Origin of the sequence: Glutamicibacter endophyticus (assembly GCF_048457885.1) — a bacterium.
GTDB lineage: Bacteria > Actinomycetota > Actinomycetes > Actinomycetales > Micrococcaceae > Glutamicibacter > Glutamicibacter endophyticus.
In genome coordinates this window covers 727,579-751,918 of sequence record NZ_CP174200.1, presented here as the reverse complement: position 1 = coordinate 751,918, position 24,340 = coordinate 727,579, and the positions used below count along the sequence as shown (strand labels likewise).

Below are 24,340 nucleotides of genomic sequence, written 5' to 3'. Positions count from 1 at the left end.
GATAGGCGACCTACGTGCAGTTGAAGACCACGGCCCCGACCTCACCACGCTCCGAGTTGCCCTTCGGGCTACGCGCCTCGGTATGGCTGGCACCCTACGGTCACTGGTTGCTGGTGCTTGCCGTACTGGCCGCCGCACTGATGCTCTTCGGTGTGCCCTTTACGCCAAGTTTCCCGGCCTATCACCTAGATCTGGATGTGTACCGGCTCGGTGCCGTGGCGCTGCTCTCGGGTCAGGACCTCTACGGCGTCTTGCCGCCGACGTCATCGGGAATCGCGCTGCCGTTCACCTATCCACCCTTTGCCGCGCTGATGTTTACCCCGATGGCGCTGCTGCCGCTGTGGTTGACCAATCTGATCTTCACGTCCGTCTCGCTCGGCTGCCTGGCGTTGACCCTTTGGATTGCGGCACGTGAACTCGGCGCGAGCCCTGTGGTTAAACCAGTGCTGCTCCTGCTGTTCGTACTGGCCATCGCCCTCGAACCGGTGCGGCACACCTTGGGCTTGGGGCAGATTAATCTGTTGTTGATGGCCCTGGTACTGGCGGATATCAGTCTGGGTCGCGGTCGTTGGTGGCAGGGCTCGCTGATCGGCTTGACCATCGCTATCAAGCTCACCCCAGCCGTTTTTCTGGCATTCTTTCTGCTCAATGGTCGCTGGCGCGCGTTGGTCATGGGAGTGCTTAGCGCACTGGCCGCCACCGGCTTTGGTTTTCTCGTGGCCTTCCAGGATTCGGTGACCTACTGGTTTGCCACCATCACCGATCCATCGCGTATTGGCGATCTAGCCTATGCGGGCAACCAGTCGCTCAAGGGGCTATTGGCACGGTTCTCAGCCGCCGAGGTTCCCTTGCTGTGGTTCGCGCTCTGCGCCATCGTCGGGCTGAGCGTGCTGTATGTCGGTCGCCGCCTCATCGTGCGCGGCGACGAGTTTGGGGCCGTGTTGCTGTTGGCGATCTACGTCCTTTTCGCTTCCCCGGTGTCATGGACCCACCACTGGGTATGGATTGTGCCGGCACTGATGTATGTGGCCCACCGGCTGAGCAACGGGGCACCGACAACCTGGGTGGCGCTGTTGGTCGGCGGCGCAGCAATCTTTGCCATCGGTACGCCACGGCTCCTGCCGCGTGGCCATGACCTTGAGCTGCAGTGGTCGTGGTGGCAGTCCTTGCTGGGCAATGCCGACATTCTTTGGGGAATCGCCTTCTTGGTAGCGCTAGCCGCTAGTGCCTTACGCCGTGCTCCGGAGTCGTTAGCGGTGCGCGAAAGTTCTAATACGCCGGCCTAGCAGCGCAAGAATCAGGACAGACTTCCCCGGCACGGCGGCGATGTTAGCGCTATCATTAAGTGATTCGAGCATGCCCAGCGTCACGGAAGGACCCCATGAGCGAGCCAATCACCCCCGCAACGGGACAGCAATACTGGATACAAGCCGGGGCCTATCGGGCCTGCATTTCCAGCGTGGGCGCATCCCTTCGCGTGCTGCGTCATGAACAGGGAGACTTGATCCTCCCCTTCGACGCCAACCGGCTACGGCCAGGCTTTCACGGCGCGGTCCTCGCCCCCTGGCCCAATCGCATCGTCGACGGCCGCTACCACCACGCCGGGACCACCGAGCAGCTTCCACTCACCGAAGTGGCACGCGGCCACGCCCTCCACGGCTTGGTGTGCTGGCAGGAATGGACGGTGGTGGAAGAAGGCGAGCACCATGTCACCCTGCACACCGAAATCGCCCCGCAACCCGGCTACCCGCATCGACTGCGGCTTCTTCAGCGCTACCTGCTCGACGAACAAGGATTGCACGGTAGCCTCGAGGTCACCAATCTAGGCAGCGAGCCGGCACCCTTCGGCAACAGCATCCACCCCTACTTCGTCGCCGGTAACACTCCGGCCGATCAGTGGACGCTGCAGCTACCGGCAGATCTCGTCCTACTCGCCGACGAGAAGCGACTGATCCCCCAAGAACTGGCGCCGGTCGACGAGCACCGAGAATTCGATTTCCGTACCGCTCGTCGCCTCGAGTCGCAAGCCATCGATCATGCCTTCGGCGGACTCCGGCAGGACTCCGAGGGAACCGTGAACATCAGCCTGGTCAATGACCAGGGACAAGGCGTCCAGCTGGCCTTCTCGGCCGAAGATTTCCGCTGGGTACAGGTCTACACCAGCGACGACGAGCCCGCGGCAGCACATCGCGCCGCGGTCGCCATCGAGCCGATGACCTGCCCACCCGACGCGTTCAACTCGGGCACCGATCTCATCCATCTCGCACCGGGCGAGCCGGTAGAAAACCACTGGTCGGTCAGCGCGGTGAAGGCTCCGGCACTAGCAAGCGGCACCCCGAGTGCCGCACAACAACTGCCGTGAAATAACAGGGGGGCGTTGCCGACCGCAACGGTCGGCAACGCCCCCCCTGTTCTTCTGGGCTACGTGCGAGTTTAGCGGGTGTAGGCTTCCCACTTATCCTGCGCGTGCTCACCCTCGACGAAGCGAATGGTGCCGGACTTCGAACGCATCACGATCGACTGGGTGTGAATGCGGTTGTTCTTGTAGCGCACACCGCGCAGCAGATCACCATCGGTGATGCCGGTCGCCGCGAAGTAGCAGTTATCGCTGGTCACCAGGTCGTTGGTGGTCAGTACGCGGTCGAGCTCATGCCCGGCTTCCAGCGCCTTCTCACGCTCGGCGTCATCAATCGGCGCCAGGCGGCCCTGAATCACGCCACCGAGGGACTTGATCGCGCAGGCGGTCACAATACCTTCGGGGGTTCCACCAATACCCATCAGCGCATCCACGCCGGTTCCCTCACGGGTCGCGGCGATGGCACCGGCAACGTCGCCGTCCATGATGAGCTTGGTGCGGGCCCCGGCGGCGCGGATTTCCTCAATCAGACCGGCGTGACGCGGGCGGTCCAGCACGGTCACCGCGATCTGGCTGATCTTCTTGCCCTTGGCCTTGGCGATCAAGTGCAGGTTCTGCTTCACCGGCAGACGCAGGTCAACGAGATCGGCCGCCTCCGGGCCGGTGACCAGCTTCTCCATGTAGAACACGGCCGACGGATCAAACATCGCGCCACGGTCAGCCACTGCCAGAACCGACAGGGCGTTATTCAGGCCCAGAGCGGTCAGTCGGGTGCCGTCGATGGGGTCCACGGCCACATCGCACAACGCGCCCGACCCGTTGCCGACCTGCTCGCCGTTGAAGAGCATCGGGGCTTCGTCCTTCTCGCCCTCGCCGATGACGACGACTCCGTTGAAGTTCACGGAGGACAGCAGCGAACGCATCGCGTCCACGGCAGCCCCATCGGCAGCGTTCTTGTCGCCAAAGCCGACCCACGGGGACGAAGCGATGGCCGCGGCCTCGGTGGCTCGGACCAACTCAAGTGCGAGGTTGCGGTCCGGCTCTGCGTCGGAAACCGACAGTCGATCGGACAGCTGGGCGTAATTATTGTCTTTGGTCACGAAGGGTCCCATCACTTCAGTCATTGTCTTTGCGCCTATGCAAACACCCCCATCATATCGCCAATCGCCGGAGAACCTCATGGGGTGTGTCGCCCAAGTCCCAATGTGTCGACGCCCATAGTGGTTCGATTTGCACAGGTTCATCGGGGAGAATAGAGCCGTGCAACAACCGGAGAATCAGCCACCCACCGAATCCGTCGACCCGCAGCGTCGTGACTTGAGCGACCCGAAGGCCACCTACGAAGACCTTCCGTTCAAGCCGGTCCTCACGGAGAAGCAGGCCAAGCGGGCCAACCAGACGTTTAAAGGCATGGTGCTCTCCATTCTCTTCACCGTGGCCGTGGCCGTGCCGATCCTGTTGCTCAATCCCGGGCCAAAGGATGACAGCTTCAAGAATCCGGTGGATCTCCAGCAGGTTGCGACCGAGGCCGCGCAGGTCGCCAAATTCCAGGTGTGGGCTCCGCAGCTCTCCGGCGACGAATACGCGAACTTCGCACGCTGGCGCACCAACGCCGTGCAGGACGTGTCCTACTGGGAATTCGGTCTGGTCCTCAGCGACAGCAAATTTGCCTGGGTACGCCAGACAGCCGACGCGAACCCGACCTGGCTGGCGAATATCACCGAAAACGCCACCCCCTCCGACAAGCTCGTGCTTGATGGCACCGAGTGGGAGGTCCGCACCAAGGACGACGAAACCTACCTCATCGCGGAGCTGGGTCAGAGCACCTTGGTCCTCTCCAGCGACACCGGCGAGGAAGAGCTCATCAATCTTGCGCGCCTGGCCCAGACCCAGCTACAGCGCTGACTTATTTCTACTTAGTCGCCCTCCTGCCCTACTGGCGGGTATCGGACGAGTAAAATTCGAAATCATGAGCACAACGTCAACTGATCAGGACATGACCCCACAGGCCGCATGGGAACAACTGGTATCCGGTAACCGCCGGTTCACCGGAGACGCCACCCAACACCCCAACCAGGACGCCACACGCCGCGAATCACTGGTCGGCGGTCAGGAACCTTTCGCCGCGATCTTCGGCTGCTCCGATTCACGACTTGCCGCGGAGATCATCTTCGACGTGGGTCTCGGCGACGTCTTCGTGGTACGCACCGCCGGGCATGTGGTGGATGCCGCGGCCCTGGGTTCGCTGGAATACGCGGTAGATATCTTGAACATTCCGCTCATCGTCATCCTCGGCCATGACAGTTGCGGCGCCGTCACCGCCGCAGTGGAATCCAAGAAGACCGGGCAAATGCCCAAGGGCTTCGTGCGCGACCTGATCGAGCACATCTCCCCCTCGGTCTTCGCCGCCGAACGCAAGGGCATCACCACGGTCAACGAAACCGTGATCGAGCACGTCAAGGAAACCACCGATCTGCTTGTGGATCGTTCCCGCATCATTTCCGAAGCAGTCAAGGACGGACGCACCGCGGTAGCCGGCGTGGCCTATAACCTCGCCGAAGGCAAGGCTCGCCTAGTATCGCACCTGGGGTTGAGCGACGACGACTTGGCGTGAGACAACTCACCACGGCTCGTGATATGTAGGTCAACGCCCTGTTATTTAGCTGCCTTGGAAGAGTAACCTGTGGCTCATGACCACGAGTAACGAATTCCGCATCGAACATGACACTATGGGCGAAGTCCGGGTGCCGAAAAACGCGCTATACCGGGCGCAGACCCAGCGAGCCGTGGAGAACTTCCCGATCTCCGGCAAACGCTTGGAAGCAACCCACATTAGGGCCCTGGCTCAGGTCAAAAAGGCCGCGGCCAGGGCCAACCAAGCACTCGGGGTACTAGATTCCGAGCGTGCCGAGGCCATCATCGCCGCCGCCGACGAGGTCGCCAGCGGTGCCCACGACGACCAGTTCCCGATCGACGTCTTCCAAACCGGGTCGGGCACGAGTTCAAATATGAACACCAACGAGGTGATTGCAGAACTGGCCAGCCGCGCCCTGGCGGCAGCGGGTTCCGAAACCAGCGTGCACCCCAATGACCACGTCAACGCCTCCCAGTCCTCCAACGACGTCTTCCCCACCTCGGTTCATCTAGCGGCCACCGCGGCGCTGAGCGGGGAACTGATCCCCGCGCTCGAACAACTCGCCAGCTCGCTGGAGGCCAAGGCCAAAGAATTCTCCGGCGTCGTCAAGTCGGGGCGCACCCACCTCATGGATGCCACCCCGGTGACCCTGGGTCAGGAATTCGGCGGCTACGCCGCCCAAGTCCGCTACGGGATCGAACGCATCGAGGCCGCACTACCACGCGTGGCCGAAGTACCTCTGGGTGGGACCGCGGTAGGTACCGGAATCAACACCCCGAAGGGTTTCCCGCAACAGGTACTCGAGTTCCTGCGCGCGGATACCGGTCTGCCGATCACCGAGGCACGCAATCACTTCGAGGCACAGGCCAACCGCGATGGGCTGATCGAAGGCTCGGCCCAGTTGCGTTCCATCGCCATCTCGCTGATGAAGATCGCCAACGACCTGCGCTGGATGGGTTCTGGCCCCAACACCGGACTCGGAGAGATCGCCATTCCGGATCTGCAGCCCGGCTCCTCGATTATGCCCGGCAAGGTCAACCCGGTGATCTGCGAGGCCGTTATTCAGGTGGCCGCCCAGGTGATCGGCAACGACACCACCATTGCCTGGTCCGGAACCAACGGCGCTTTTGAGCTGAACGTCGGCATTCCGGTGATGGCTTCGAACCTGCTTGAGTCCATCCGCTTGCTCTCGAATGTCTCGGGCGTGATGGCCACCAAGATGATTGACGGGATCACCGCCAATGAGCAGCGGGCCCGTTTCCTTGCCGAGGCCTCCCCGTCGATCGTTACCCCGCTAAATAAGCTCATTGGGTACGAAAACGCCGCGAAGATCGCGAAGAAGGCCGTGGCCGAGTCGCTCACCGTTCGCGAGGCCACGATCGCCCTAGGCTTCGTCGAACACGGCGAGGTCACCGAGGAGCAGCTCGATGAGTTGCTCGACGTCTCCACCATGACCGGCAACTTCTAGGCCGTCGCCGGCGGACTCGGGTCCGGCTCTCCCGGTTCCGAGTCCGCCCATGGCACACTGGGCTTATGCCTGCTCAGCGCGTTCTTCACGCCGCCGACCTGACTTTGCGGCCTCCACAGCCCTCCGATGCACCGTCCATCGCCGAGGCATGCCAAGACGAGCTCACGCAACAGGGCATCGTGTTGCCGCGTCCCTATGGTGTGCCGGAGGCGCAGCAGTTCATCACCCGCGCCGCCGAGCTTCGACAGACCGGCGAAGAATACAGCTGGGCCATCCTTCGCGATGCGGAAGTGGTGGGGATGATGAGCCTGCATCCGCAGTCATCGCACGCGGCCGAACTCGGTTACTGGAGCCATCCACGGTACCGCCGTCGCGGCTACCTACGCACCGCCGGCCTCGCGGTCCTCGCCCACGCCTTCGACGCCGAGGGCCTAGGCGTGCAACGCATTCTATGGCGCGCCTTTACCGGCAATCTCGGCTCGGCGGCACTGGCGCGTGCCTTGGGATTTCGGTTCATCGGCGAAACCCGCCGGAGCGCCGACTGGCACGGGCAGTGGCGCGATGAATGGTGGGCCGAACTGCTCCACGATCAGGCCCCGAGCCCGGAGAGCTGGAAAGCTATCTTCCCGCAGGAGCGCAGCGGCTAGGCCGCCCGGCGAGCGCGCTCGGCCTTACGCTGTTTCTTGGCGAGCTTGCGCAGCCCACCCTTCTTGGGCACCGTCACCGGACGCGGCCAACGCGCGGTGAGGTGATCTCCCATGGTCACGCCGCGCACTTTGCGCCCCATGAGCGGCAAGACCCAATCGTTAATCCACTGGCGTTGTTCCGCGGCCCGCTGACGAAGGCTGCGCCGTTCGGGCGGCTCGAACAGGGTCAGCTTAATGCTGTCCTTGACTCCCAGTAGCTTGAGCACGCGGTGCGCCAGATACTTGTGTCCGGCCTTGGACATATGTAGCCGATCATCACCCCACATGCGTCGATCCTCATATTCGGTGAAGGTCTCGTAATCCAGCAGCAGGGCACCGGTTTCCTTGGCGATGGCACGTACCTGCTCATTGAAATATGCGTTGCGTTTCTTCAGCGGCTCGAGCAGGAGCGAAACCTTGACGTTGTATCCGGTAAAAAGCACGAGCCGGGCTCCGGTGGCAGCAAGGCGTTTGGCCATCCACCGGTAGTCCGCCATGAGCTTCTCCATGCTGGTGCCCAGGTCCATGATGTCGTTGCCACCGGCATACAAGGTGATCAACGTAGGGTTCATGGCTACCGCTGGCTCTAGTTGATCGGCAATGATATGCCGCATGCGTTTGCTGCGTACCGCCAGATTGGCGTATTGCCAGCCGGGAGAATCCTTCGCCAGTTGTTCGGCCACCCGGTCGGCCCAACCGCGCACACCATTGGGCAACTGCTTGTTCCAGTCGCCTACGCCTTCGGTAAAGGAATCCCCGATGGCCACATAGAGTTTTCGTTCGTGGTCCGGCACGCTCACCAGCCTGCCGTGTGGAGGTTGACCGGCGGTGACCAACGGGTTACGCCGCAGTTAGAAGTAGCCCCCGGGCTTGGGGTTCAGCGCCCAGTGCACGGCCCGTTCATGCAGCGGCGGCAACTCCGGACGGTTGTCGAGCGGGAAGTAGCCGACCTCGAGGTTCTCGTCGTCGTTGACCTGGGCTTGTCCGGCGCGATGTTCGGCGCGAAAGACGATGTCAACATACTGGGCTTGATCGCCGTTGGGGTAGGTGACCGGCGCGGTGACCCCAACGCCCAGAAGCGCGGTGAGGGTGCAGTGCACGCCGCATTCCTCAAGCACTTCACGCACCGCGGTGTGTGCAGGCTCTTCGCCCGGATCCACAATGCCGGCTGGCAGGGTCCAGCGGCCGTTATCGGCCCGCCGCACGAGCAGTAGTTTATCGTCGTTGAACACCACGACCTTCACCCCAGACATCCACAACGGGTCGTGGCCGATCTTAGCCCGCAGGCGGGTGACAAACTCGGGCATAGGCATGCTCCTATCCTGTCATGGCTAGGGCAATCACCGCGCCGAGGATCATAAAGGGTCCAAAGGCCACCCGGGAAGACATGCTCAGTTTGCGTACCGCCACCCCGATCAGCACCATGAAAGTTGCCGTGACGAAGGCCAGCACCGTCGCGAGGAACAGCGCGCTTAATGCGAAGAACCCGAGGTTGAAGCCCAGCGCCCCGGCCAATTTAACATCCCCCATACCCATCGCCCCGCGGGTAAGCACATGTAATAACAGGTACGCACCGAGCAAGATCAGCATCCCGGCCCCGGCATACAGCAACCGTTTCGGTTCCCCGGCAACCAGCGCCATCAGCAACAAGAGCAAGGCGCTAGCACCCAGCCATGCGGCCACGACGGTATTGGGCAATCGATGCCACCGCAGGTCGGTGATCGAGAGCCAGAGGCCAAAGCCCAAGCTCGTTGCCCAATACAAGCCCATCAGTAGCCACAGCGCCGGGGATCCGCTCGCAAAGGTCAACATACCGTCGAGCATATGCGGTGGGGTGCCGACCGCCTAGCCACACGGCAACAAGCTGTGGACACCGGGCATCGCACAGTGCGCCCATCCGATAGCATGCTCCAAGATGCCACGACATTCGTTCTGGCCCCGGAAGGAGCACCGTGCCACCGACCTCCCCCGCCGTCGCTCAGTTCGAGTTCCGCCCGCTCGCCGCGTCGGATGCCCCGATTCTGCTCGAAGCCACCACGGCGAACCTCAATTGGTGCGGTGAGCGGTTCACCGCCGAGCAGGTACGGAGCACGCCGGAACTGGCACACTATTGCCAGCTCCAACCCGATCGGGGCGATTACGGCATTCTGGCCATAGACGCTCACCAACGCTGGGCGGGTGTGGCGTGGGTGGTATATCTACCGGCTACCGATCCCGGCTATGGGTTTATCGCGCCCGACATTGGTGAACTGAGCCTGTGCGTGCACGCCGCCTTTCGCGGGCAGGGCCTTGGCCGGGAACTACTCCGGCGCGCTGTTGCGTACGCCGAGCACCGTGGCGAACGGGCCCTAAGTCTGAGTGTTGAAGCGGAAAACTTCGCCCGCGAACTGTACTTCTCCGAGGGGTTCGTCCCGGCTCCGGAAGCCACCAATGCTGGCACGATGATCAAATCGCTTGGCGCGCGCCGCTAGTTCAAGGCGATCAAACCGAAGCCGAGTAGGCTCCGTCCTTGCGTGCCAGCGGCAAGCTTCTAGACTGAATTCATGAAGGCAGATACCCACCCGCAGGTCTTCGCCCACGCCCCCGAACCGAATTCGGCCGCGCGGCGCCGTTTCCGCGCCTTAGCCCGCTCGGCGCCCTGGCTCAGCGATTCGTTGCACGTGGAACTCGAGGTGCCCGAGGAGCTGGGTCTGCCCGAACGCGGGCTGGTTGGTCATCTGCAGGTGCTGTTGCGTGAACGGGAGGCCATTACCGTACGTGCCGGCAATGAGATTGTCTTCCAACATGAACTGTTCACCGTCGATCGGGGGCGCGACTATGTGGCCGCGACGGCCAGTTCGTGGGCGCTGCCGGCCTCGCTGACCTCGCCGGTATATACCGATGATCATCTGGTGGCACGCCGCCCGGCCATCGCCGACTACGGCGACCTGCTACCACTGCCCTACTGGGCGAGCGTGCTTGACCCGTGGGAGCTCGCCGGGTCGCAGGAAGCCGAGCTTGACCTGCCCTTCAACCATCCCACGTTCATCCATGAGCTCACCCCGGTACGCACCGAAAGTGACCGCCCGGCGGTGGCCGCGGTTCTTTCGTCCGGCTACAGTTATCGCCCGGCGCTGGCCGAGTTCCCGCTCGTCCCGCCCGGCACTCGTACGCTGATCGTGCTCGATCAAGCCACGGGAATCTGCCTCGAACGCAAGATACTCACCGGGCCGGCGGCACCCGAGCTACGGGCGCGGGTGCTCGCCAGCAACGAGTACTACATTGACTCGCTGTTCACCGGCGAGGCACCCACGCTCACGGATGTGCGATCCTTCGAGCCCTATGAGCTACGCATGGATGTCAGCCCGCCGCAGGGCCGTCGAGCATCTGGGTCACCAGGGCAGCAATAGCCGAACGCTCCGAACGGGTCAGCGTCACATGCCCGAACAGCTCATGACCCTTGAGCTGTTCGACCACCGCCGCCACACCATCATGCCGCCCCACGTGCAGGTTGTCGCGCTGCGCCACATCGTGGGTGAGCACCACCTTCGAATGCTGGCCGATACGGGAGAGCACCGTCAGAAGCACATTGCGTTCCAACGACTGCGCCTCGTCAACAATCACGAAGGTATCGTGCAGCGAACGACCACGAATATGGGTCAGCGGCAGGACTTCGAGCATGCCACGCTCGACGACTTCATCGATGGCATTCTTGGAAACCACCGAGCCGAGGGTGTCGAAGACCGCCTGCGCCCAGGGACCCATCTTGTCCCCCTCGGTGCCCGGCAGGTAGCCCAGTTCTTGACCGCCGACCGCGTAGAGCGGGCGGAATACGGTGATCTTCCGGTGCTCGCGGCGCTCAAGCACCGCTTCCAGCCCGGCGCACAGGGCCAGCGCCGACTTACCGGTACCCGCGCGTCCTCCGAGCGAGACGATCCCCACCGAAGGGTCCATGAGCAAATCTAGGGCCAACCGTTGCTCGGCACTGCGCCCGTGCAACCCAAAGGCCTGGGCATCGCCGCGCACGAGCCGCACCCCACCGTCGGGTCGCACCCTAGCCAGTGCGCTGCCGCGCGTGGAGGTGAGCACCAGGCCGGTGTTGACCGGCACCTCGTCCAGCCCGTCCAAACTGTCCAGTTGTTCGGACTCGTAGAGTTCGGCCATCTGCTCTTCGCCGATGCCCAGTTCCACCACGCCCGAGTAACCGGAGCTGGGGGTCAGCTCGCTGCGATACACCTCGGCGTGGATGCCGATCGCCGAGGCCTTGATGCGCATCGGCAGATCCTTGGTCACCAGGGCCACATCGTTGCCCTGGTCGAGCAGGTGCTTGGCCACCGCCAAGATCCGGGTGTCGTTTTCGCTGGTGCGCATGCCCACCGGCAGCACTTCCGCGGCAATGTGGTTCAGCTCGATACGTAGCGTCCCGCCGACCTCGGAAACCTGCACCGCGGTCGCTAGTCCCCCGTGTGCCGCGATCAGGTCGTCGAGCAAGCGCAGCGCCTGCCGGGCGAAATAGCCCAGCTCCGGGTCTTTGCGCTTATGTTCGAGCTCCGTAATGACGGTCAACGGGAGCACGACATGATGTTCTTCGAATCGAAACATCGCCCGCGGGTCGGAGAGCAACACCGAGGTATCGATGACGTAGGTTCGCACAGCCGTGTCGGTGGTTCGGGTCATATCAGCTCACCCATTCTCTGCTCCGGCGTGGGGTAGCTCCCCACGCGATGTGGGGAGTCCCGCCACCGGATGAGGCCACCTAGACTCATCGAGTGTCAGAACCCTTCGGTCACCAGGGCCGGTTGGCCCTGCCTGTTATCTCAGGCTAGCCCCAAATGGCGGCTTACGGGTTAACTCCGGGTGGAAGAGAGGAAAAAAGTCCTGAGCTCAGGCGCCGAAACGCCGTTGCCGGTCGGCGAAGTCACGCAAGGCCCGCAGGAAATCGACGCGCCGGAAGTCCGGCCAGAGCGCTTCGCAAAAATAAAATTCGGAGTAGGCGCTTTGCCAGGTGAGAAAGCCGGAGAGGCGCTGTTCGCCACTGGTGCGAATCACCAGATCGGGGTCTGGCTGCCCCTTGGTGTATAGGTAGGCCTCGACATCGTCGACGACCAGGTCGGCGGAGATCTCCTCCAGGGTGCGTCCCTGCTGCGCAGCATCGTGCAATAGCGCCTTGACCGCGTCGATGATTTCGCGCCGTCCGCCGTAGCCGATGGCGACGTTGACGTGGATTCCCGAGCGTTGCGCGGTGGCGGCTTCCAGATGAGCCAGCTTCGTGGCCAGCTCCGCCGGGAGCAGGTCTCGTGCCCCGACCTGCTGGACCTTGACGCGGTTCGTTTCACCCAGGCGGTCCAGGGTGTTGCCGATGATGTCGAGCAGGTCGCGTAGCTCGTCGGCCTCGCGGTTCAGGTTGTCGGTGGAGAGCATGTAAAGGGTCACGAGTTTGATGCCCAGCTCATCGCACCAGCCGAGAAATTCGAGGATCTTATCGGCCCCGGCCTGATGACCGGCCTTGGTGGGGCTACCGGCGAGTTTTGCCCAGCGGCGGTTGCCATCGACCATCACACCGATGTGGTGCGGAAGCCGTTCGGTGGACAAAGACTTCGCGACGCGCCGTTCGTAGTAACGGTACACGAGGGACGGAAGTCGCACCTTGGCTCCTTGGGGGTCGAAAACTGCTAGATTCAAATCTACAGCTTTTCGTGGCGCAACATGGCCAGAAGCTCGCTGGCCGAGCCCACGGCGGGCCGGCAGGAACCCAGCCGACAAGGCTCGATCCGCAATTCTTCGCCCTCCGTTGCCTTTTCGCCGCCCACGGCCAACCCGAGTGCCCGGGCCAGTACCCGCGCCTGTTCGCGCTGCTCGGCAGTGCCACCGCTGATGTTCAGGTAATGCGCCGGGCCGGCTATTTCATGCGCGACAATCAGCGAGTTGGCGACCTGGGCCGGTACTTGGGCGGCAAGGATCCCTGCGTGCGCCACCAGGTGGGTGATGCGCTCGATATGGTCGGCGGCCTGCTCTTCTGGGTCGCCGCGGAGCAAATCCTGCTGGGCCGCCCGCCAACTGGCGCGTGCGTAAAGCCCAATGGCCGAGGGCTCGGCCTCATCGAGCACCGACACGGCGCCGGCCACCCCGCGCTGCGCCTGCAATTGTTGGTCGAGTCCCGCTGCGTCCACCGGCAGGCCGGTGTCATCGACGAATTCTGCGGCACGGTCCAGCAATTGTCGTGCACCCTCGGCCCACTGCGGGTCCTCACTCAGCTGCGCAAGGGTGGCAAAACCCAGCGCGAGCGCGGCGTAATCCCCCAGCGTGCCTTCATTATCTTCGGCGGCGCGGCCGGCAAAGCTCACCCGAGAGAGCCGCCCGGTCTGCGGGTCGACGTGCACCTCGTAGACACTGCGTGCGGTACGTTCGGCCAGTTCAATCCACCGCGGTTCGGCCAGTAGGGCCCCGGCGTGCGCGAGCGCCTCGATGAGCAGGCCATTCCACCCGGCCACCACCTTCGCGTCGCGGCTCGGGCGGGCCCGTTGCGCGCGCAGCTGCGCCAGTTCCTCGCAAAGTTGCTCCCACCCGGCCAACTCCCCGGCCATCGGGTAGCGTCCGAGGGACAGGCAATAGTGACCCGGGTCTTCGGCCACCTGCGCCAAGCGCAGGAATCCGTTACCGAACTGTTCGGTGTAGCGGCTCAGGATCGGATTCAGTTCCTCACGGTTGAACGTGTAGGCGGCTCCCTCGATGAGTTTCCCGGCACGCAGGGAATCGGCATCCAACGACGCCGCGAAGGCATGCAGCGATTGTTCGGGATCCCCTACCAACAGCTCGCGCTCGAGGAAGGCCACAAGCTTCTCGACGGCCCGCAGCGACGCGGCGCGCAATTGCTGGGCACGGACCGCCAGCGCCGGCGGTGCACTGCTGGCGTACTGTCCGGCCAGCACCGCCGTATCGGCTAGTAGCTTGAGCAATCCCGCATTGTCGTAGAGCATCTTCTCGAAATGCGGCACGCTCCAGTGCTCGTCGACGCAGTATCGGGCGAACCCGCCGCCGACATGGTCATGTAGTGCCCCGAGCAGGATCGACTCGAGGGTTGTAAACAGCGCCTCGGCACTGTGCGTCGTGGAGCTCGGATCCAGCATCACCGTGCGCCAGAAGGCGCCCAGCGCCCAGGTGGGCGGGAATTTCGGGGCCGTACTAAAGCCGCCGGTTTCGGCGGTGTGGTCGGTGAAGTAGTCGCGTACGGCGCTGAGGTCCACCCCCTGCTCACCGGAAAGCCCCAGACGCAACAGCTGCCCGTTCCGTGCGGTGAGTTCCGACAGATGACTGGCCAGCAGGGCGGCCTGCTCTTCGACCTGGGCACGACGCTGCACCCATGCCTCGTGCACCGCATCGAGGACCTGAGTGAAGGAGGGCGTGTTTTGACGCGGGTGCGCCGGGTAGTAGGTCCCGGCTTGGAAGGTCCGCCCGTCGGGCAACGCGAACACGGTCATCGGCCAACCACCGGCGCCGGTCATCGCCTGGGTGGCCATCATGTAGGTCTCGTCCACGAGCGGGTGCTCTTCACGGTCGACCTTGATCGGCACGAAGTGCTCGTTGATCTTTCGCGCGATCACCGGATCGTCGAAGGATTCGTGGCTCATCACATGGCACCAATGGCAGGCCGCATAGCCGATCGATAGCATCACCGGAACGTCGCGTTCGGCGGCTATGGCAAAGGCCTGCGCTGAGTAAGGCCACCAGTCCACGTCTTGGTGCGCGTGCTGGCGTAGGTATTGGCTGGCTGCGTGTTCTAGTCGATGGGCCACAGCCTTATGCTAGCCCCGTTACCTGTTATTTATCCTCACGAGTCATCGGATCTTCAGGCTCTTCTGGCTCCTGAAGACGTTGCGCCTCGCCACGGGCCACCAGATCGGCCTGCTGAGTTTCGGCCGCCGAAGAGTAACGTACCCGGCGCACGCGACGGATCATGTCGCGAATCAAGAAGATTGCGGCGATCACCATCAGCGCGGTGGCGACGAATCCAATGAACCCCGGGCCGTAGCTGTTGTTCTGGAGGGTTTCATTCTGCACTGGCGTGCCGGTGGCCGACATCGTCAGGTATAGCGCGTTCACGGGTAGGAACAACTCTTCTCTATGACGTAGTTTTGCTTAACTTCTATCGTAAACCGGCGAAGAGGTCCTGCTCGGGCAGCTCGGTGGGAACCTTGGAATTGATCAGTGTGAAATCTTCCCACGGCCAGTGTTCGGCATAGATATGCTCGGGCACCGCAAAGAAGAATCCCTCCGGGTCGATCTGCGTGCGGTGGGACAGCAAGGCCTGATCGCGTTGCGAAAAGAACTCTGCGCAGGGAACCTGCGTGGTGGTCGTGTGCGGCGAAACCCAGCCGAACATCTGCTGCTCTTCATCCTGTTCCCACGCGGCCACACGTTCGGCATAGGGAGACTCGAAGCCTGCCTCGAGCATTGCATAGTGCAGAGCACGGAAACGCTCCGGGGCAAAGGCACGGTCATAGTAGAGCTTGCGCACCTCCCATGGGGCACCGAGCTCCGGATACATCTCGGGATTCCCGGCGTGCTCATAGGCGAAGGCTGCGACCTTGTGCGCGTGAATATGATCCGGGTGGGGATAACCGCCGTTTTCGTCATAGGAGGTGATGACATGCGGGCGGAACTCACGAATAAGTTTGATAACCCCGGCCGCGGCGACCTCCACCGGCTGCAGGGCAAAGGCACCGAAGGGAAGATCCGGCAGCGGGTCACCCTCTGGCAGGCCGGAGTCAACGTAACCCAACCAACGGTGCTGAATGCCTAGCACCGCGGCGGCTTCGGCCATCTCCATGCGGCGCACCCCGGGAAGGTCACGGTGCGCGTGCGCCAGCTCGCCGGCGGCCGCGTTGAGAATATCTCCACGTTCACCTCCGGTGCAGGAAACCACCATCACCTCGGCACCGGCGGCCACGTAGGCCGCCATGGTGGCTGCACCCTTCGAGGACTCGTCGTCCGGGTGGGCGTGGATCGCCATAAGACGAAGGCCCTGCGAGGGGGCCAGCTTCTGAACTGCGTGGTTTTGCACCGATGTATTCCTTCTGCGCTACGCCGTGGGCCTTGGGGCCGTCGTGGACTCATCTGTGGATGAGAACTCTCACCAGCGTTCGATTATTCCCACCCATGCCGACGCGCGTAAACTGGAAGTCGGTTCCAGCACACGCAACGGTACAGAATGGCACAAGGCACCCTATGTCTGATCCCAGCTTAACGGCTCGCTACAACGCACCCAAGAAACTCAACGTGCCTAAACGTGTGAAGATTATCGCCGGCGCGGCGGTACTGCTCGCGGCCATCGTCGCTGCCGCTATTTTCGCAACCAACAAATACGATGCCTTACAGGCACAGGATGTGGGTTTTACCGTCCTGTCTGAGGCCCAGGCGGTGGCCGAAATTGAGGTGCAGTACGACGCCAGCAAGCGGATCCAGTGCGATGTGCGCGCGATGAATGATTCGTACGCCGTGGTCGGGTTCAAAACCGTGCTCTTGCCCCATGACGCTCAAGGCGGCCACACGGTGCAGCACCTGAAGGTGCCGCTGCGCACCGAGAACCTCGCCAACACCGCCGGGGTGGAATCTTGCTACGAGGTCCCGTTGGAGCACAACGGGGAATAAAACGTTCACCGGTCAGAAACCGCTTAGTCAATTATTGGGCTTTACCCTCAAAGGGGTTTAGTATCGTTGAAAGTACGTTTCGCCCCGCACCGGTATGAACGGTAGCCCATTCAGGCTCAGTTCCTGCCTCTGCGGGGTCTTTACTTGTGGTTCATCCGCCGAATGCCACGGAGGAATCATATGGAAACCGACTTCCGCGCCGCCGCACCCGGTGGACGTGGCCGAAGGGTACCGGGGTAAACCCCAGCACCACCGGCCACGAGAAGTCCCGAATCACCAAAGGAAGTGCATTGTGAGCATCAACAGCAACGAACCTGCTGTCTGGCTGACCCAGGAAGCCTACGACCGTTTGCAGGATGAACTGACCTACCTCTCCGGTGAGGGTCGCGCTGAAATTGTTGCCCGCATCGAGCAGGCCCGCTCGGAGGGCGACCTGAAGGAGAACGGCGGCTACCACGCGGCCCGTGAAGAGCAGGGTAAGGCCGAGGCACGCATTGTTTACCTCACGGACTTGCTGCGCCGCGCCGAGGTCGGCGACGCTCCGGCAGACGACGGAATCGTCGAGCCGGGCATGATGGTCGTGGCCAAGGTCGCCGGCGACGAGACGACCTTCCTGTTCGGCAGCCGTGAGGTCGCCGGTGACAGCGACCTCGAGGTCTACTCCGAGCAGTCCCCCATCGGTAAGGCCGTGCACGGTAAGAAGGTGGGCGACAAGCTGACCTACCAGGCACCGAATGGTCGCGAAATTTCGGTGGAGATCGTTTCCGCCAAGCCATACAGCGCCTAACACCAAAAATTAAAGCACCGGCTCGGTCATCCCGCGTGGATGATCGAGCCGGTGCTTTTAAGCGTTAGGCCGCCGTTAGGCTACCGAGCCTCCGACGGTGTTGGTGATCTGCGGGTCGAAGCCTTCGGCCCGCAGGTTATCGAGCACGAGGCGCGAATGCTCATGCCCCTTGGTTTCCAAATCGATGGTGATGGCCACGTCGCCCATGGAGAGGGCGCCGCCGATTCGGGTGTGATCCAAACGCGTCACGTTGGCATCCGATTCGGCGATGATCCGGGAGATCGCGGCCAACGCACCGGGGCGATCCGGGAGCATCATGCGGATCGTCAAGAAGCGCCCGGCCGCCGACAAACCGCGCTGGATGACCTTGAGCATGAGCAACGGGTCGATGTTGCCGCCCGATAGGATCACCGCAGTGGTCTGCGGGTTGATGTTGTGCTGCGCCAGCGTGCCTTCGAGCAACGCGGCCACCCCGACGGCACCGGCCGGTTCCACGACGAGCTTATTGCGCTCGAGCAACACCACCAGTGCGCGAGCCAGTGCATCTTCGGACACCGTAATCACATCATCGACCAGTTCCTTGATGATGGTGAAGGGCAGCTGGCCGGGCAGGCCCACGGCGATGCCATCGGCGATGGTGTGCACGGTGTCAAGCGGGACGAGCGCATCGGCGGCCAGCGACGGCGGGTAGGCCGCCGCATTCGCCGCCTGCACGCCGATGACCTTGATCTCGCGACCGAGCTGTCGGCCGCGTTCCTTCAAGGCGATGGCCACGCCGGCTAGTAGCCCGCCGCCTCCCACGCCCATCAGTACGGTGTCGACCTCGGGGAGCTGTTCGAGTAGTTCGAGACCGATGGTCCCCTGGCCAGCGATGATATCCGGGTGGTCAAAGGGGTGCACGAATACGGCACCGGTCTCATCCGCGTACCGTTTGGCCTCGGCGAGGGCCTCGTCCACGGTGGCCCCGTGCAGCACCACTTCGGCGCCGTGGTCGCGGGTAGCCTGCAGTTTGGGTAGCGCGACGCCCAGTGGCATATAGATGCGTGCTTGGATGCCCAGATGAGATGCGGCCTGAGCGACGCCCTGCGCGTGGTTACCGGCCGACGCGGCCACCACGCCACGCGCTTTCTCTTCGTCGCTGAGCTTGCTCATGCGCACGAAGGCACCGCGTACCTTGAAGGAGCCGGCCTTCTGCAGGTTTTCGCATTTGAGGAACACCTCGGAACCGAGCTGTTGGCTCAACACCCGGGAATGCTCGATCGGGGTCCGGGCAATAATGGGGGCGAGCACCTCGGCGGCTTCCTCGATGGCTTCTAAGCTAACCGGTAGTGTCGTTTCCTTGCTCAATTCATTCCCCATTCATCGTGTTATTCGTTGGTCGCGGTGCCGCAAGGCCCGCTGTGCCGTCGTTTTCCGGGCTCGGTACGGTAGCCGACGGGCTTGTTGCCGGTGGCGGGTTGACCGGCGGACCATAGCGTTCGATCACCAGTTGGTCGTTCTCCCAGGTGCGGTTGGCCAGGTACTTCACGACCGTGTTGAGCACCGCCATCGCGGGCACCGCGAACAGTGCACCGGCAATGCCGGCGATCATGGTGCCACCGGCGACGGCAAGCACCACGGCCAAGGGGTGCAGGCTCACCGCCTTGCCCATAATGAGCGGCTGCAATATATGCGACTCCGCCTGCTGCACCACTAGGACCACGGCCAGCATGATCAAGGCATTGACCCAGCCATTGGCAACGAGGGCCAGCAGAACCGCCAGCGCGCCGGTGAGCAATGCACCGATCACCGGGATGAAGGAACCCATGAACACCAGCACGCTCAATGGCAGCGCCAGCGGCACGCCGAGAATGAACGCACCGAGCCCAATGCCCACCGCATCGATGAGCGCGACGAGAAGTTGCACTCGCACGTAACGCACCATGGAGGTCCAACCGCGGGTCACCGCTCCGTCCATGGCCGGACGGGCCCGTCGTGGCAGCAAGTTGATCAGGAAGCTGGCAATTTTCCGCCCGTCGAGCAGCATGAAAATCAGCGCAAAGATCGTCAGCAAAAATCCGGTGACGATCTGCCCCAGAACCGAACCCCAGCTCAGTGCCTCGGACAGGATGTTGTTCGAGTTACTGCGAAGTTGGGCCAGCGTGTCCTCCAGGAAGGACTGCAGGTCATCGTTGCTCAATTGCAGTGGGCCGGTGAATAACCAGGTCTGCACCTGCTCGATACCGACCAGTGCTTGTTGCCAGAGCTGCGCGAAACCAACCCCGAGACGCTGTCCGGCCAGTGAAAGCCCGGCCGTGGTCGAGGCCAAAAACGCAATAAGCGTCAGTGCGACAGCCAATCCACGTGGGACCGACAGTTTTGCATGCATGAAGTTCACCAGTGGCCCGAGCAAGCCGGTGAGCAGTGCGGCGATCATCAGCGGCACGATCAGCACCGAGAATTTCGACATCAGCCACACCAGAACACCAAGGGCCGCGGCTATCACTAGGAGCCGCCACGCCCAACTTGCGGCGATCTTGACTGCATATGGGAGGTCGTCTGCCTCATGGAATTCGGTGGTATCCAGGGGGCGCTGCGACGTTGGGGGATGTTCAACGCGCGGTCGGACCAGACGTACGCGACTTAGCCGTGCCAGTCTGTTGCTCTTCATGACTCAAAGTTACCGCGCCGCGTCGGGCTCGCAGGGTTCTATGTCGGCTTTGTGACAGAAAAACGTGAACCGGCAAGCATTTAGCTTGCCGGTTCACGTTTTTGGATTCAATCTGCGCGTTACTCTTCTCGAAGAATAGCCAGAATGCGCAGAATCTCCGTGTACATCCACACGAGGGTTACGGTCAGCCCAAAGGCTCCGCGCCAAGCCATGATGGCAGGGGCACCCTGGCGCTCCAAGTCCTGGATCATGGTGAAGTCCGAGACCAAAGCGTAGGTGGCCAGCAGAACGGCGATCACACCGATAATTAGGCCAAGCACGCCGTTGCCGGCACTTCGCAGACCAAACATTCCATCGACGGTATTGGTCCACATCAGCACCACGTTGACCAAGGAGAAGGCGATCATGCCGATCATGGCCACGAAGAACATCTTGTTCAGCTTCGGGCTCACCCGGTACTTACCCGAGCGGTACAGGGCCAGGGTGGCTCCGGCGACGCATAGGGTGGCCACAACGGCCTGAATGGCTACGCCGTCGTACATCTTGTTCAGGAAGCTGGACAGGCCGCCGAGGAACAAACCTTCGGCCGCGGAGTACAGCAGAATCAACGCCGGCGAGGGGGTGCGCTTGAAGGAGTTAACCAGACCCAGCACAAGGCCGGCGATCGCTCCAACAAACATCAATGGCGTGTAGAACCATCCCACCGCGGCACCAATGGCCACCAAGCCCACGCACAAGATGGTCTTGTTGATGACATCGCCGATGGTCATGCGGCCGGTGTCGTAGCCAGTGGCCGAAGGCTGCTGGTACATCGCCTGCAGGTCCTGCGCGCTCATATCCTTGGATGGTTCGTGAAATCCGACCGTGCCCTGATTCTGGGCGCCGGTGCCCCAGGCGGCCGACTGGTTCTTAGAACCGAAAATCGGGTTTCCGCTCAACGTTGTATTCCCCCGTAGGTAGTTGGTCGCGACGACGGATATTAGCACCGTGTCGGTACTCTAAGTTTAGGCGAATCGGCCGCGCAGATCCTCAACCACAGGGATGACTTTAAATGGAGTGGTCAGGGATTTTTATCGGTGCCATAGTGGCCTCATGGACAGTATGACGCCGACAACATCTGCTTTCGTGGCTAGCCCTGGTTTAGTCGCGGCCACCGCCGGGCTAAGCGTGGGGCCAACGGACGGCCAGCGCGCGTGGCAAGGTCCACGGTGGTGGTGGGCTGGCGCCCTAGATGTCGAGGCCCTCGTGCTGGACAGCCACCAGTTTCTGTGCGCGATGTTAGGCCCCAACGCGTCATTCACTAGTACCGACGCGGCGGCAACATTCAACTCCCTGGCGCATTTACGCATCGATGGTCGCACGCCGCAAAGTTTCGCTCCGCTCTCTGGCTTTCGCCGAACGAAGGATGGCTGGGTTCGGTTACATGCCAACTACCCACATCACGAACGCGCCTTGTTGCGCGGGCTGGAACTCGGGGATGCTCAAGACGTGGATGCTAGGCTACGCACCTTGAGCTCAGCGGAAGTCGAAGCCGTCATCACTCAGGCGGGTGGGATCGCCGCCGCTGTCCGCCGTAGGGAGGAGTTTTTAGCTACTCCGGCCGGAGGAGCCCTCGCGGCAGAACCATTGGTGAACCTGCAGTGGCACGATACTCCCGGCCCGCGCCGGGCCTCTCCGGTGGGCGGTGACCGCACGGCCCTTCCCCTGGCCGGACTGCGCGTCGTGGATCTTACCCGGGTTATCGCCGGTCCCTGCGCCGGGCGTGTCCTCGCCAGCCTTGGCGCCGAGGTACTCCGCGTCGATCCACCCGCTTTTCCGGAGTTACTCGATGCGCATATCGACACCTCGTTCGGCAAACGCAGCGTGGTCGCCGACCTGTCGGCCGGCGACGTCGCCCAGCAATTGCATGCCGTGCTGGGTCAGGCCGATGCGGTGTTGCTGGGGTACCGTACCGGGAGCCTTGATCGCTTCGGATTGGCCAGCGATGAATTGCTCGAGCGGCACCCGCACTTGGCCGTACTCGAGCTCAACGCTTGGGGACACAGCGGGCCGCGGCGCTCGATCCGCGGATTCGACAGCATCGTGCAGGCGGCCACCGGAATCTCCGTCGCCTACGGCACGAACGACGACCCAACGGCCCCCGACTTCACTCCCGGCGCGCTGCCAGTCCAAGCGCTAGATCATGCCACCGGGGTCATGGTTGCTGCCACGGCCATCGGCGTCCTGCGGCATCGCGCCGAAGGTCGCAGCGCCCGGGCACGCTTCTCCCTGGCGCGAACGGCCCACGAACTCCTGTCCTTACCCACTCCGCCGGCAAGCGCCACCGAGCGGCAAAGCCCAGTCGAGCTGCGGGACGCGGACAGCGCCTTCGGCGCGCTAAGGTTCGTGCCACCGGCGCTACGCTGGGGAGGACGCAGACTGAACTACCTCACGCCACCGCCGCCGGTCGGCTCGTCCGAACTCACCTGGCGCTAGCCGGTTCTCCGGCGCCATCTCGCAGTTTCAGGGCCCGATAAATGGTGTCGTGAATTGGTACCGCGATCCCATGAGGCCCGGCGAGACGTACTACGGCGCCCGATTGTTCCTCGATTTCCGAGTGGCGCCCGGCCGCTAGATCTCGTTGCATCGATGCGGTGCTATCTGGCTCAAACCGGTCGATCTGTGCCATGGCCGAAGCCACGTCGGCCTCCCCGAGGCGAGCCCCATAAGCACCCGCGAGGTGGGCCACCTCGCGCATCGCATCACTGACCAGCGACCGGCTCAGCTCGTTGGTACGGGTGCGGCCCACGGGCTCACCCGACAAGGCACCGACTCCCCCATAGGAGGTGATGAGCATGAATTTTCGCCACATGTCGGTGACGATATCGTTTGAAATTTTGGCTTTGATTCCGGCGTCCCCGAGGGCTTCCGTGAGCTTCTGCACTCGCGGGCTGGCTTCGCCATCCAGTTCCCCGGCAATCACCGCGGGGCGTCCGCCCACATGATGCACCACGCCAGGCTCGGTCAAATAGGAAATGATCAGGCACACGCCACCCAAGGCGTGCCCGTTGCCCGCCGCAGCGGTGATCTGCTCGACCGCGGTTACGCCGTTCTGTAGCGGCAAGATCGCCGTCTCGGGTCCAACCATCGGTAGCGCATTGGAGACGACGTCGCGCACTTGGTCGGCCTTGCAGGCGACGATAAGCGCATCGCATTTGCCGATCTCGCGCGGGTCCGTGCTGATGCCAGCCGGCCGGACCGTGTAGTTACCGTTCCCATCTCCGGTGGTGACCCGTAATCCCTTGTTTCGCACCGGCGCCACATGCCGCTCAGTACTCAGCAGATGAATCTCATGTCCGGCTCGGGTCAGCGCGGCTGCAAAGTAGGCCCCGACTCCTCCGGCACCCAACACACCAATCTTCATGAATTTCCCTCGTCTTCTGTCAGCGGCGTCTTGTTCCAGCAGACCACAACGGAGCCAAATTGTGTTAATACGCTCTAGTCACAAGCCGCTAATATGCGTGAAAAGGTTAACAATCCGATGGCGCTTCGCTAGGGTGATTTAGACAACCTTTTCTACAATTGACGGGAACGCCGCAATGCTCCGGCTCATTCTTCGCACACTTACCGCCATACTGCTTGCGGTCGCCTACATTTTTGCGGCCGGGTTCTTTGAAGGCGGCGGACGGCTACTGACCAATGGGCTCTATGCTTCCTGGGATTTGGTGTCGTCCGTTCCGGTTGACCCGCGATGGCCGTTCGTTTATCAGTTGCTGACAGCAGTGGCCGGACTGTTTGTCATCTTCGGCTGTCATAAGCTGAGCTCGGTGCGCCAAAATCCGCTACCCGGTCTTGCCGCCGCGGGTACACTCCTGCTGTGCTGGGCGACGGTGAGCCTTAGCATCGAGTACCCGTTCAATGCGCTTCGCTGGGAACTATGGGGAACCTCTCAAGACATCAACCCGCTGCAGATCTGGTTCAAATTCGGGGCGCTGTCCACCACGACCATTTCGCTCGCCGCCGTTCTTCTGGGCCTGGCCATCTGGCAGGTCCGCGCCCGGCGTGCTCAGCGACAGATTCCGGCCGTAGAGCACTAGACGACAACGGCTTTAAGAGCAAAACAAAGGCCGCTACATCAATAATGCAGCGGCC

General features: G+C 62.6%; 25 protein-coding genes. 12 read left to right on the top strand and 13 right to left on the bottom strand.

The genetic code is table 11. The features are described 5' to 3' along the window. Positions 1–14: 14 nt before the first annotated feature. Positions 15–1,286 carry a glycosyltransferase 87 family protein gene (locus ACJD00_RS03645; protein ID WP_418908530.1) on the top strand — a complete coding sequence of 424 codons (1,272 nt, stop codon included), beginning with the start codon at positions 15–17 and terminating at the stop codon, positions 1,284–1,286. A gap of 95 nt (positions 1,287–1,381) precedes the next feature. After that, positions 1,382–2,362, top strand: coding sequence for an aldose 1-epimerase family protein (locus tag ACJD00_RS03640; RefSeq protein ID WP_418908529.1), 981 nt, complete (start codon positions 1,382–1,384; stop codon positions 2,360–2,362). A gap of 71 nt (positions 2,363–2,433) precedes the next feature. Here the strand turns inward: ACJD00_RS03640 and glpX are convergent, their stop codons facing one another. Next, positions 2,434–3,468, bottom strand: a complete 1,035-nt coding sequence (gene glpX / locus ACJD00_RS03635) for a class II fructose-bisphosphatase (RefSeq protein ID WP_418909296.1) — start codon at positions 3,466–3,468, stop codon at positions 2,434–2,436. Between the two features lie 148 nt (positions 3,469–3,616). Between glpX and ACJD00_RS03630 the strand changes: the two genes are divergently transcribed. The 4 genes from ACJD00_RS03630 (at position 3,617) to ACJD00_RS03615 (ending at position 7,106) form a co-directional block, all read left to right on the top strand. Further along, complete coding sequence (locus ACJD00_RS03630; RefSeq protein WP_418908528.1) at positions 3,617–4,261, top strand: DUF4245 domain-containing protein; 645 nt, start codon at positions 3,617–3,619, stop codon at positions 4,259–4,261. A gap of 64 nt (positions 4,262–4,325) precedes the next feature. Continuing rightward, positions 4,326–4,970 (top strand): carbonic anhydrase, encoded by a 645-nt coding sequence (locus tag ACJD00_RS03625; protein ID WP_418908527.1) that lies wholly within the window; start codon positions 4,326–4,328, stop codon positions 4,968–4,970. Between the two features lie 76 nt (positions 4,971–5,046). Beyond that, on the top strand, positions 5,047–6,459 hold the full coding sequence (locus ACJD00_RS03620; RefSeq protein WP_418908526.1) for a class II fumarate hydratase: 1,413 nt from the start codon (positions 5,047–5,049) through the stop codon (positions 6,457–6,459). A 65-nt stretch (positions 6,460–6,524) separates the two neighbouring features. Continuing rightward, complete coding sequence (locus ACJD00_RS03615; RefSeq protein ID WP_418908525.1) at positions 6,525–7,106, top strand: GNAT family N-acetyltransferase; 582 nt, start codon at positions 6,525–6,527, stop codon at positions 7,104–7,106. Here the strand turns inward: ACJD00_RS03615 and ACJD00_RS03610 are convergent. From ACJD00_RS03610 to ACJD00_RS03600, 3 genes are read right to left on the bottom strand one after another with little or no spacing between them, the layout of a single operon-like run. Continuing rightward, a complete protein-coding gene (locus ACJD00_RS03610; RefSeq protein WP_418908524.1) occupies positions 7,103–7,939 on the bottom strand; it encodes an SGNH/GDSL hydrolase family protein in 837 nt (278 codons plus the stop codon). The two genes, ACJD00_RS03615 and ACJD00_RS03610, sit on opposite strands and share 4 nt — an antisense overlap. A gap of 57 nt (positions 7,940–7,996) precedes the next feature. Then, positions 7,997–8,452, bottom strand: coding sequence for an NUDIX hydrolase (locus tag ACJD00_RS03605; protein ID WP_418908523.1), 456 nt, complete (start codon positions 8,450–8,452; stop codon positions 7,997–7,999). A 10-nt stretch (positions 8,453–8,462) separates the two neighbouring features. Beyond that, positions 8,463–8,957, bottom strand: coding sequence for a prepilin peptidase (locus tag ACJD00_RS03600; protein ID WP_418908522.1), 495 nt, complete (start codon positions 8,955–8,957; stop codon positions 8,463–8,465). Positions 8,958–9,097: 140 nt separating this feature from the next. On the opposite strand from ACJD00_RS03600, the gene ACJD00_RS03595 reads away from it, so the two are divergent. Both ACJD00_RS03595 and ACJD00_RS03590 read left to right on the top strand, forming a co-directional pair. Next, positions 9,098–9,616 carry an N-acetyltransferase family protein gene (locus ACJD00_RS03595; RefSeq protein WP_418908521.1) on the top strand — a complete coding sequence of 173 codons (519 nt, stop codon included), beginning with the start codon at positions 9,098–9,100 and terminating at the stop codon, positions 9,614–9,616. A gap of 72 nt (positions 9,617–9,688) precedes the next feature. Then, positions 9,689–10,534 (top strand): hypothetical protein, encoded by an 846-nt coding sequence (locus ACJD00_RS03590; RefSeq protein ID WP_418908520.1) that lies wholly within the window; start codon positions 9,689–9,691, stop codon positions 10,532–10,534. Here ACJD00_RS03590 and ACJD00_RS03585 read toward each other — a convergent pair. The 5 genes from ACJD00_RS03585 to mca all read right to left on the bottom strand — a co-directional run bounded on the left by ACJD00_RS03585 (position 10,485) and on the right by mca (position 16,134). Further along, complete coding sequence (locus tag ACJD00_RS03585) at positions 10,485–11,801, bottom strand: PhoH family protein (RefSeq protein WP_418908519.1); 1,317 nt, start codon at positions 11,799–11,801, stop codon at positions 10,485–10,487. The two genes, ACJD00_RS03590 and ACJD00_RS03585, sit on opposite strands and share 50 nt — an antisense overlap. Positions 11,802–12,008: 207 nt before the next feature. After that, entirely contained in the window at positions 12,009–12,770 is a 762-nt protein-coding gene (locus ACJD00_RS03580; RefSeq protein ID WP_418908518.1) for an isoprenyl transferase, read from the bottom strand. Positions 12,771–12,808: 38 nt separating this feature from the next. Then, positions 12,809–14,917, bottom strand: a complete 2,109-nt coding sequence (locus ACJD00_RS03575; RefSeq protein ID WP_418908517.1) for a thioredoxin domain-containing protein — start codon at positions 14,915–14,917, stop codon at positions 12,809–12,811. A 25-nt stretch (positions 14,918–14,942) separates the two neighbouring features. After that, positions 14,943–15,224 carry a hypothetical protein gene (locus ACJD00_RS03570; RefSeq protein ID WP_309408576.1) on the bottom strand — a complete coding sequence of 94 codons (282 nt, stop codon included), beginning with the start codon at positions 15,222–15,224 and terminating at the stop codon, positions 14,943–14,945. Between the two features lie 43 nt (positions 15,225–15,267). Beyond that, a complete protein-coding gene (mca, locus tag ACJD00_RS03565; protein WP_418909295.1) occupies positions 15,268–16,134 on the bottom strand; it encodes a mycothiol conjugate amidase Mca in 867 nt (288 codons plus the stop codon). A gap of 215 nt (positions 16,135–16,349) precedes the next feature. On the opposite strand from mca, the gene ACJD00_RS03560 reads away from it, so the two are divergent. Both ACJD00_RS03560 and greA read left to right on the top strand, forming a co-directional pair. Continuing rightward, entirely contained in the window at positions 16,350–16,772 is a 423-nt protein-coding gene (locus ACJD00_RS03560) for a DUF4307 domain-containing protein (RefSeq protein ID WP_418908516.1), read from the top strand. A gap of 292 nt (positions 16,773–17,064) precedes the next feature. After that, the gene (gene greA, locus ACJD00_RS03555) at positions 17,065–17,559 is read left to right on the top strand and encodes a transcription elongation factor GreA (protein ID WP_418908515.1); all 495 of its coding nucleotides are present in this window, start codon (positions 17,065–17,067) and stop codon (positions 17,557–17,559) included. Positions 17,560–17,634: 75 nt separating this feature from the next. On the opposite strand, the gene ilvA is transcribed toward greA, so the two are convergent. The 3 genes from ilvA to ACJD00_RS03540 all read right to left on the bottom strand — a co-directional run bounded on the left by ilvA (position 17,635) and on the right by ACJD00_RS03540 (position 21,147). Next, positions 17,635–18,918, bottom strand: coding sequence for a threonine ammonia-lyase (ilvA, locus tag ACJD00_RS03550; protein ID WP_396275259.1), 1,284 nt, complete (start codon positions 18,916–18,918; stop codon positions 17,635–17,637). Next, the gene (locus ACJD00_RS03545; protein ID WP_418908514.1) at positions 18,908–20,209 is read right to left on the bottom strand and encodes an AI-2E family transporter; all 1,302 of its coding nucleotides are present in this window, start codon (positions 20,207–20,209) and stop codon (positions 18,908–18,910) included. Before ACJD00_RS03545 ends, ilvA begins: the two co-directional genes overlap by 11 nt. 119 nt (positions 20,210–20,328) lie before the next feature. Beyond that, positions 20,329–21,147 (bottom strand): Bax inhibitor-1/YccA family membrane protein, encoded by an 819-nt coding sequence (locus ACJD00_RS03540; RefSeq protein ID WP_418908513.1) that lies wholly within the window; start codon positions 21,145–21,147, stop codon positions 20,329–20,331. Positions 21,148–21,334: 187 nt separating this feature from the next. Between ACJD00_RS03540 and ACJD00_RS03535 the strand changes: the two genes are divergently transcribed. After that, positions 21,335–22,684 (top strand): CoA transferase, encoded by a 1,350-nt coding sequence (locus ACJD00_RS03535; RefSeq protein ID WP_418908512.1) that lies wholly within the window; start codon positions 21,335–21,337, stop codon positions 22,682–22,684. On the opposite strand, the gene ACJD00_RS03530 is transcribed toward ACJD00_RS03535, so the two are convergent. Further along, complete coding sequence (locus ACJD00_RS03530; RefSeq protein ID WP_418908511.1) at positions 22,671–23,612, bottom strand: ketopantoate reductase family protein; 942 nt, start codon at positions 23,610–23,612, stop codon at positions 22,671–22,673. The two genes, ACJD00_RS03535 and ACJD00_RS03530, sit on opposite strands and share 14 nt — an antisense overlap. Before the next feature lie 175 nt (positions 23,613–23,787). Here ACJD00_RS03530 and ACJD00_RS03525 point away from each other — a divergent pair, with 175 nt between their 5' ends. After that, a complete protein-coding gene (locus ACJD00_RS03525) occupies positions 23,788–24,285 on the top strand; it encodes a hypothetical protein (RefSeq protein WP_418908510.1) in 498 nt (165 codons plus the stop codon). Positions 24,286–24,340: the final 55 nt, after the last annotated feature.

What these genes read in the sequence shown, in the direction of transcription:
- ACJD00_RS03640 (WP_418908529.1), top strand. Translation starts at nt 1,382, where the DNA reads ATGAGCGAGCCAATCACCCCCGCAACGGGACAGCAATACTGGATACAA.
- glpX (WP_418909296.1), bottom strand. Translation starts at nt 3,468, where the DNA reads ATGGGACCCTTCGTGACCAAAGACAATAATTACGCCCAGCTGTCCGAT.
- ACJD00_RS03625 (WP_418908527.1), top strand. Translation starts at nt 4,326, where the DNA reads ATGAGCACAACGTCAACTGATCAGGACATGACCCCACAGGCCGCATGG.
- ACJD00_RS03620 (WP_418908526.1), top strand. Translation starts at nt 5,047, where the DNA reads ATGACCACGAGTAACGAATTCCGCATCGAACATGACACTATGGGCGAA.
- ACJD00_RS03615 (WP_418908525.1), top strand. Translation starts at nt 6,525, where the DNA reads ATGCCTGCTCAGCGCGTTCTTCACGCCGCCGACCTGACTTTGCGGCCT.
- ACJD00_RS03605 (WP_418908523.1), bottom strand. Translation starts at nt 8,452, where the DNA reads ATGCCCGAGTTTGTCACCCGCCTGCGGGCTAAGATCGGCCACGACCCG.
- ACJD00_RS03600 (WP_418908522.1), bottom strand. Translation starts at nt 8,957, where the DNA reads ATGTTGACCTTTGCGAGCGGATCCCCGGCGCTGTGGCTACTGATGGGC.
- ACJD00_RS03590 (WP_418908520.1), top strand. Translation starts at nt 9,689, where the DNA reads ATGAAGGCAGATACCCACCCGCAGGTCTTCGCCCACGCCCCCGAACCG.
- ACJD00_RS03585 (WP_418908519.1), bottom strand. Translation starts at nt 11,801, where the DNA reads ATGACCCGAACCACCGACACGGCTGTGCGAACCTACGTCATCGATACC.
- mca (WP_418909295.1), bottom strand. Translation starts at nt 16,134, where the DNA reads ATGGCGATCCACGCCCACCCGGACGACGAGTCCTCGAAGGGTGCAGCC.
- ACJD00_RS03560 (WP_418908516.1), top strand. Translation starts at nt 16,350, where the DNA reads ATGTCTGATCCCAGCTTAACGGCTCGCTACAACGCACCCAAGAAACTC.
- ilvA (WP_396275259.1), bottom strand. Translation starts at nt 18,918, where the DNA reads ATGGGGAATGAATTGAGCAAGGAAACGACACTACCGGTTAGCTTAGAA.
- ACJD00_RS03545 (WP_418908514.1), bottom strand. Translation starts at nt 20,209, where the DNA reads ATGAAGAGCAACAGACTGGCACGGCTAAGTCGCGTACGTCTGGTCCGA.
- ACJD00_RS03530 (WP_418908511.1), bottom strand. Translation starts at nt 23,612, where the DNA reads ATGAAGATTGGTGTGTTGGGTGCCGGAGGAGTCGGGGCCTACTTTGCA.
- ACJD00_RS03525 (WP_418908510.1), top strand. Translation starts at nt 23,788, where the DNA reads ATGCTCCGGCTCATTCTTCGCACACTTACCGCCATACTGCTTGCGGTC.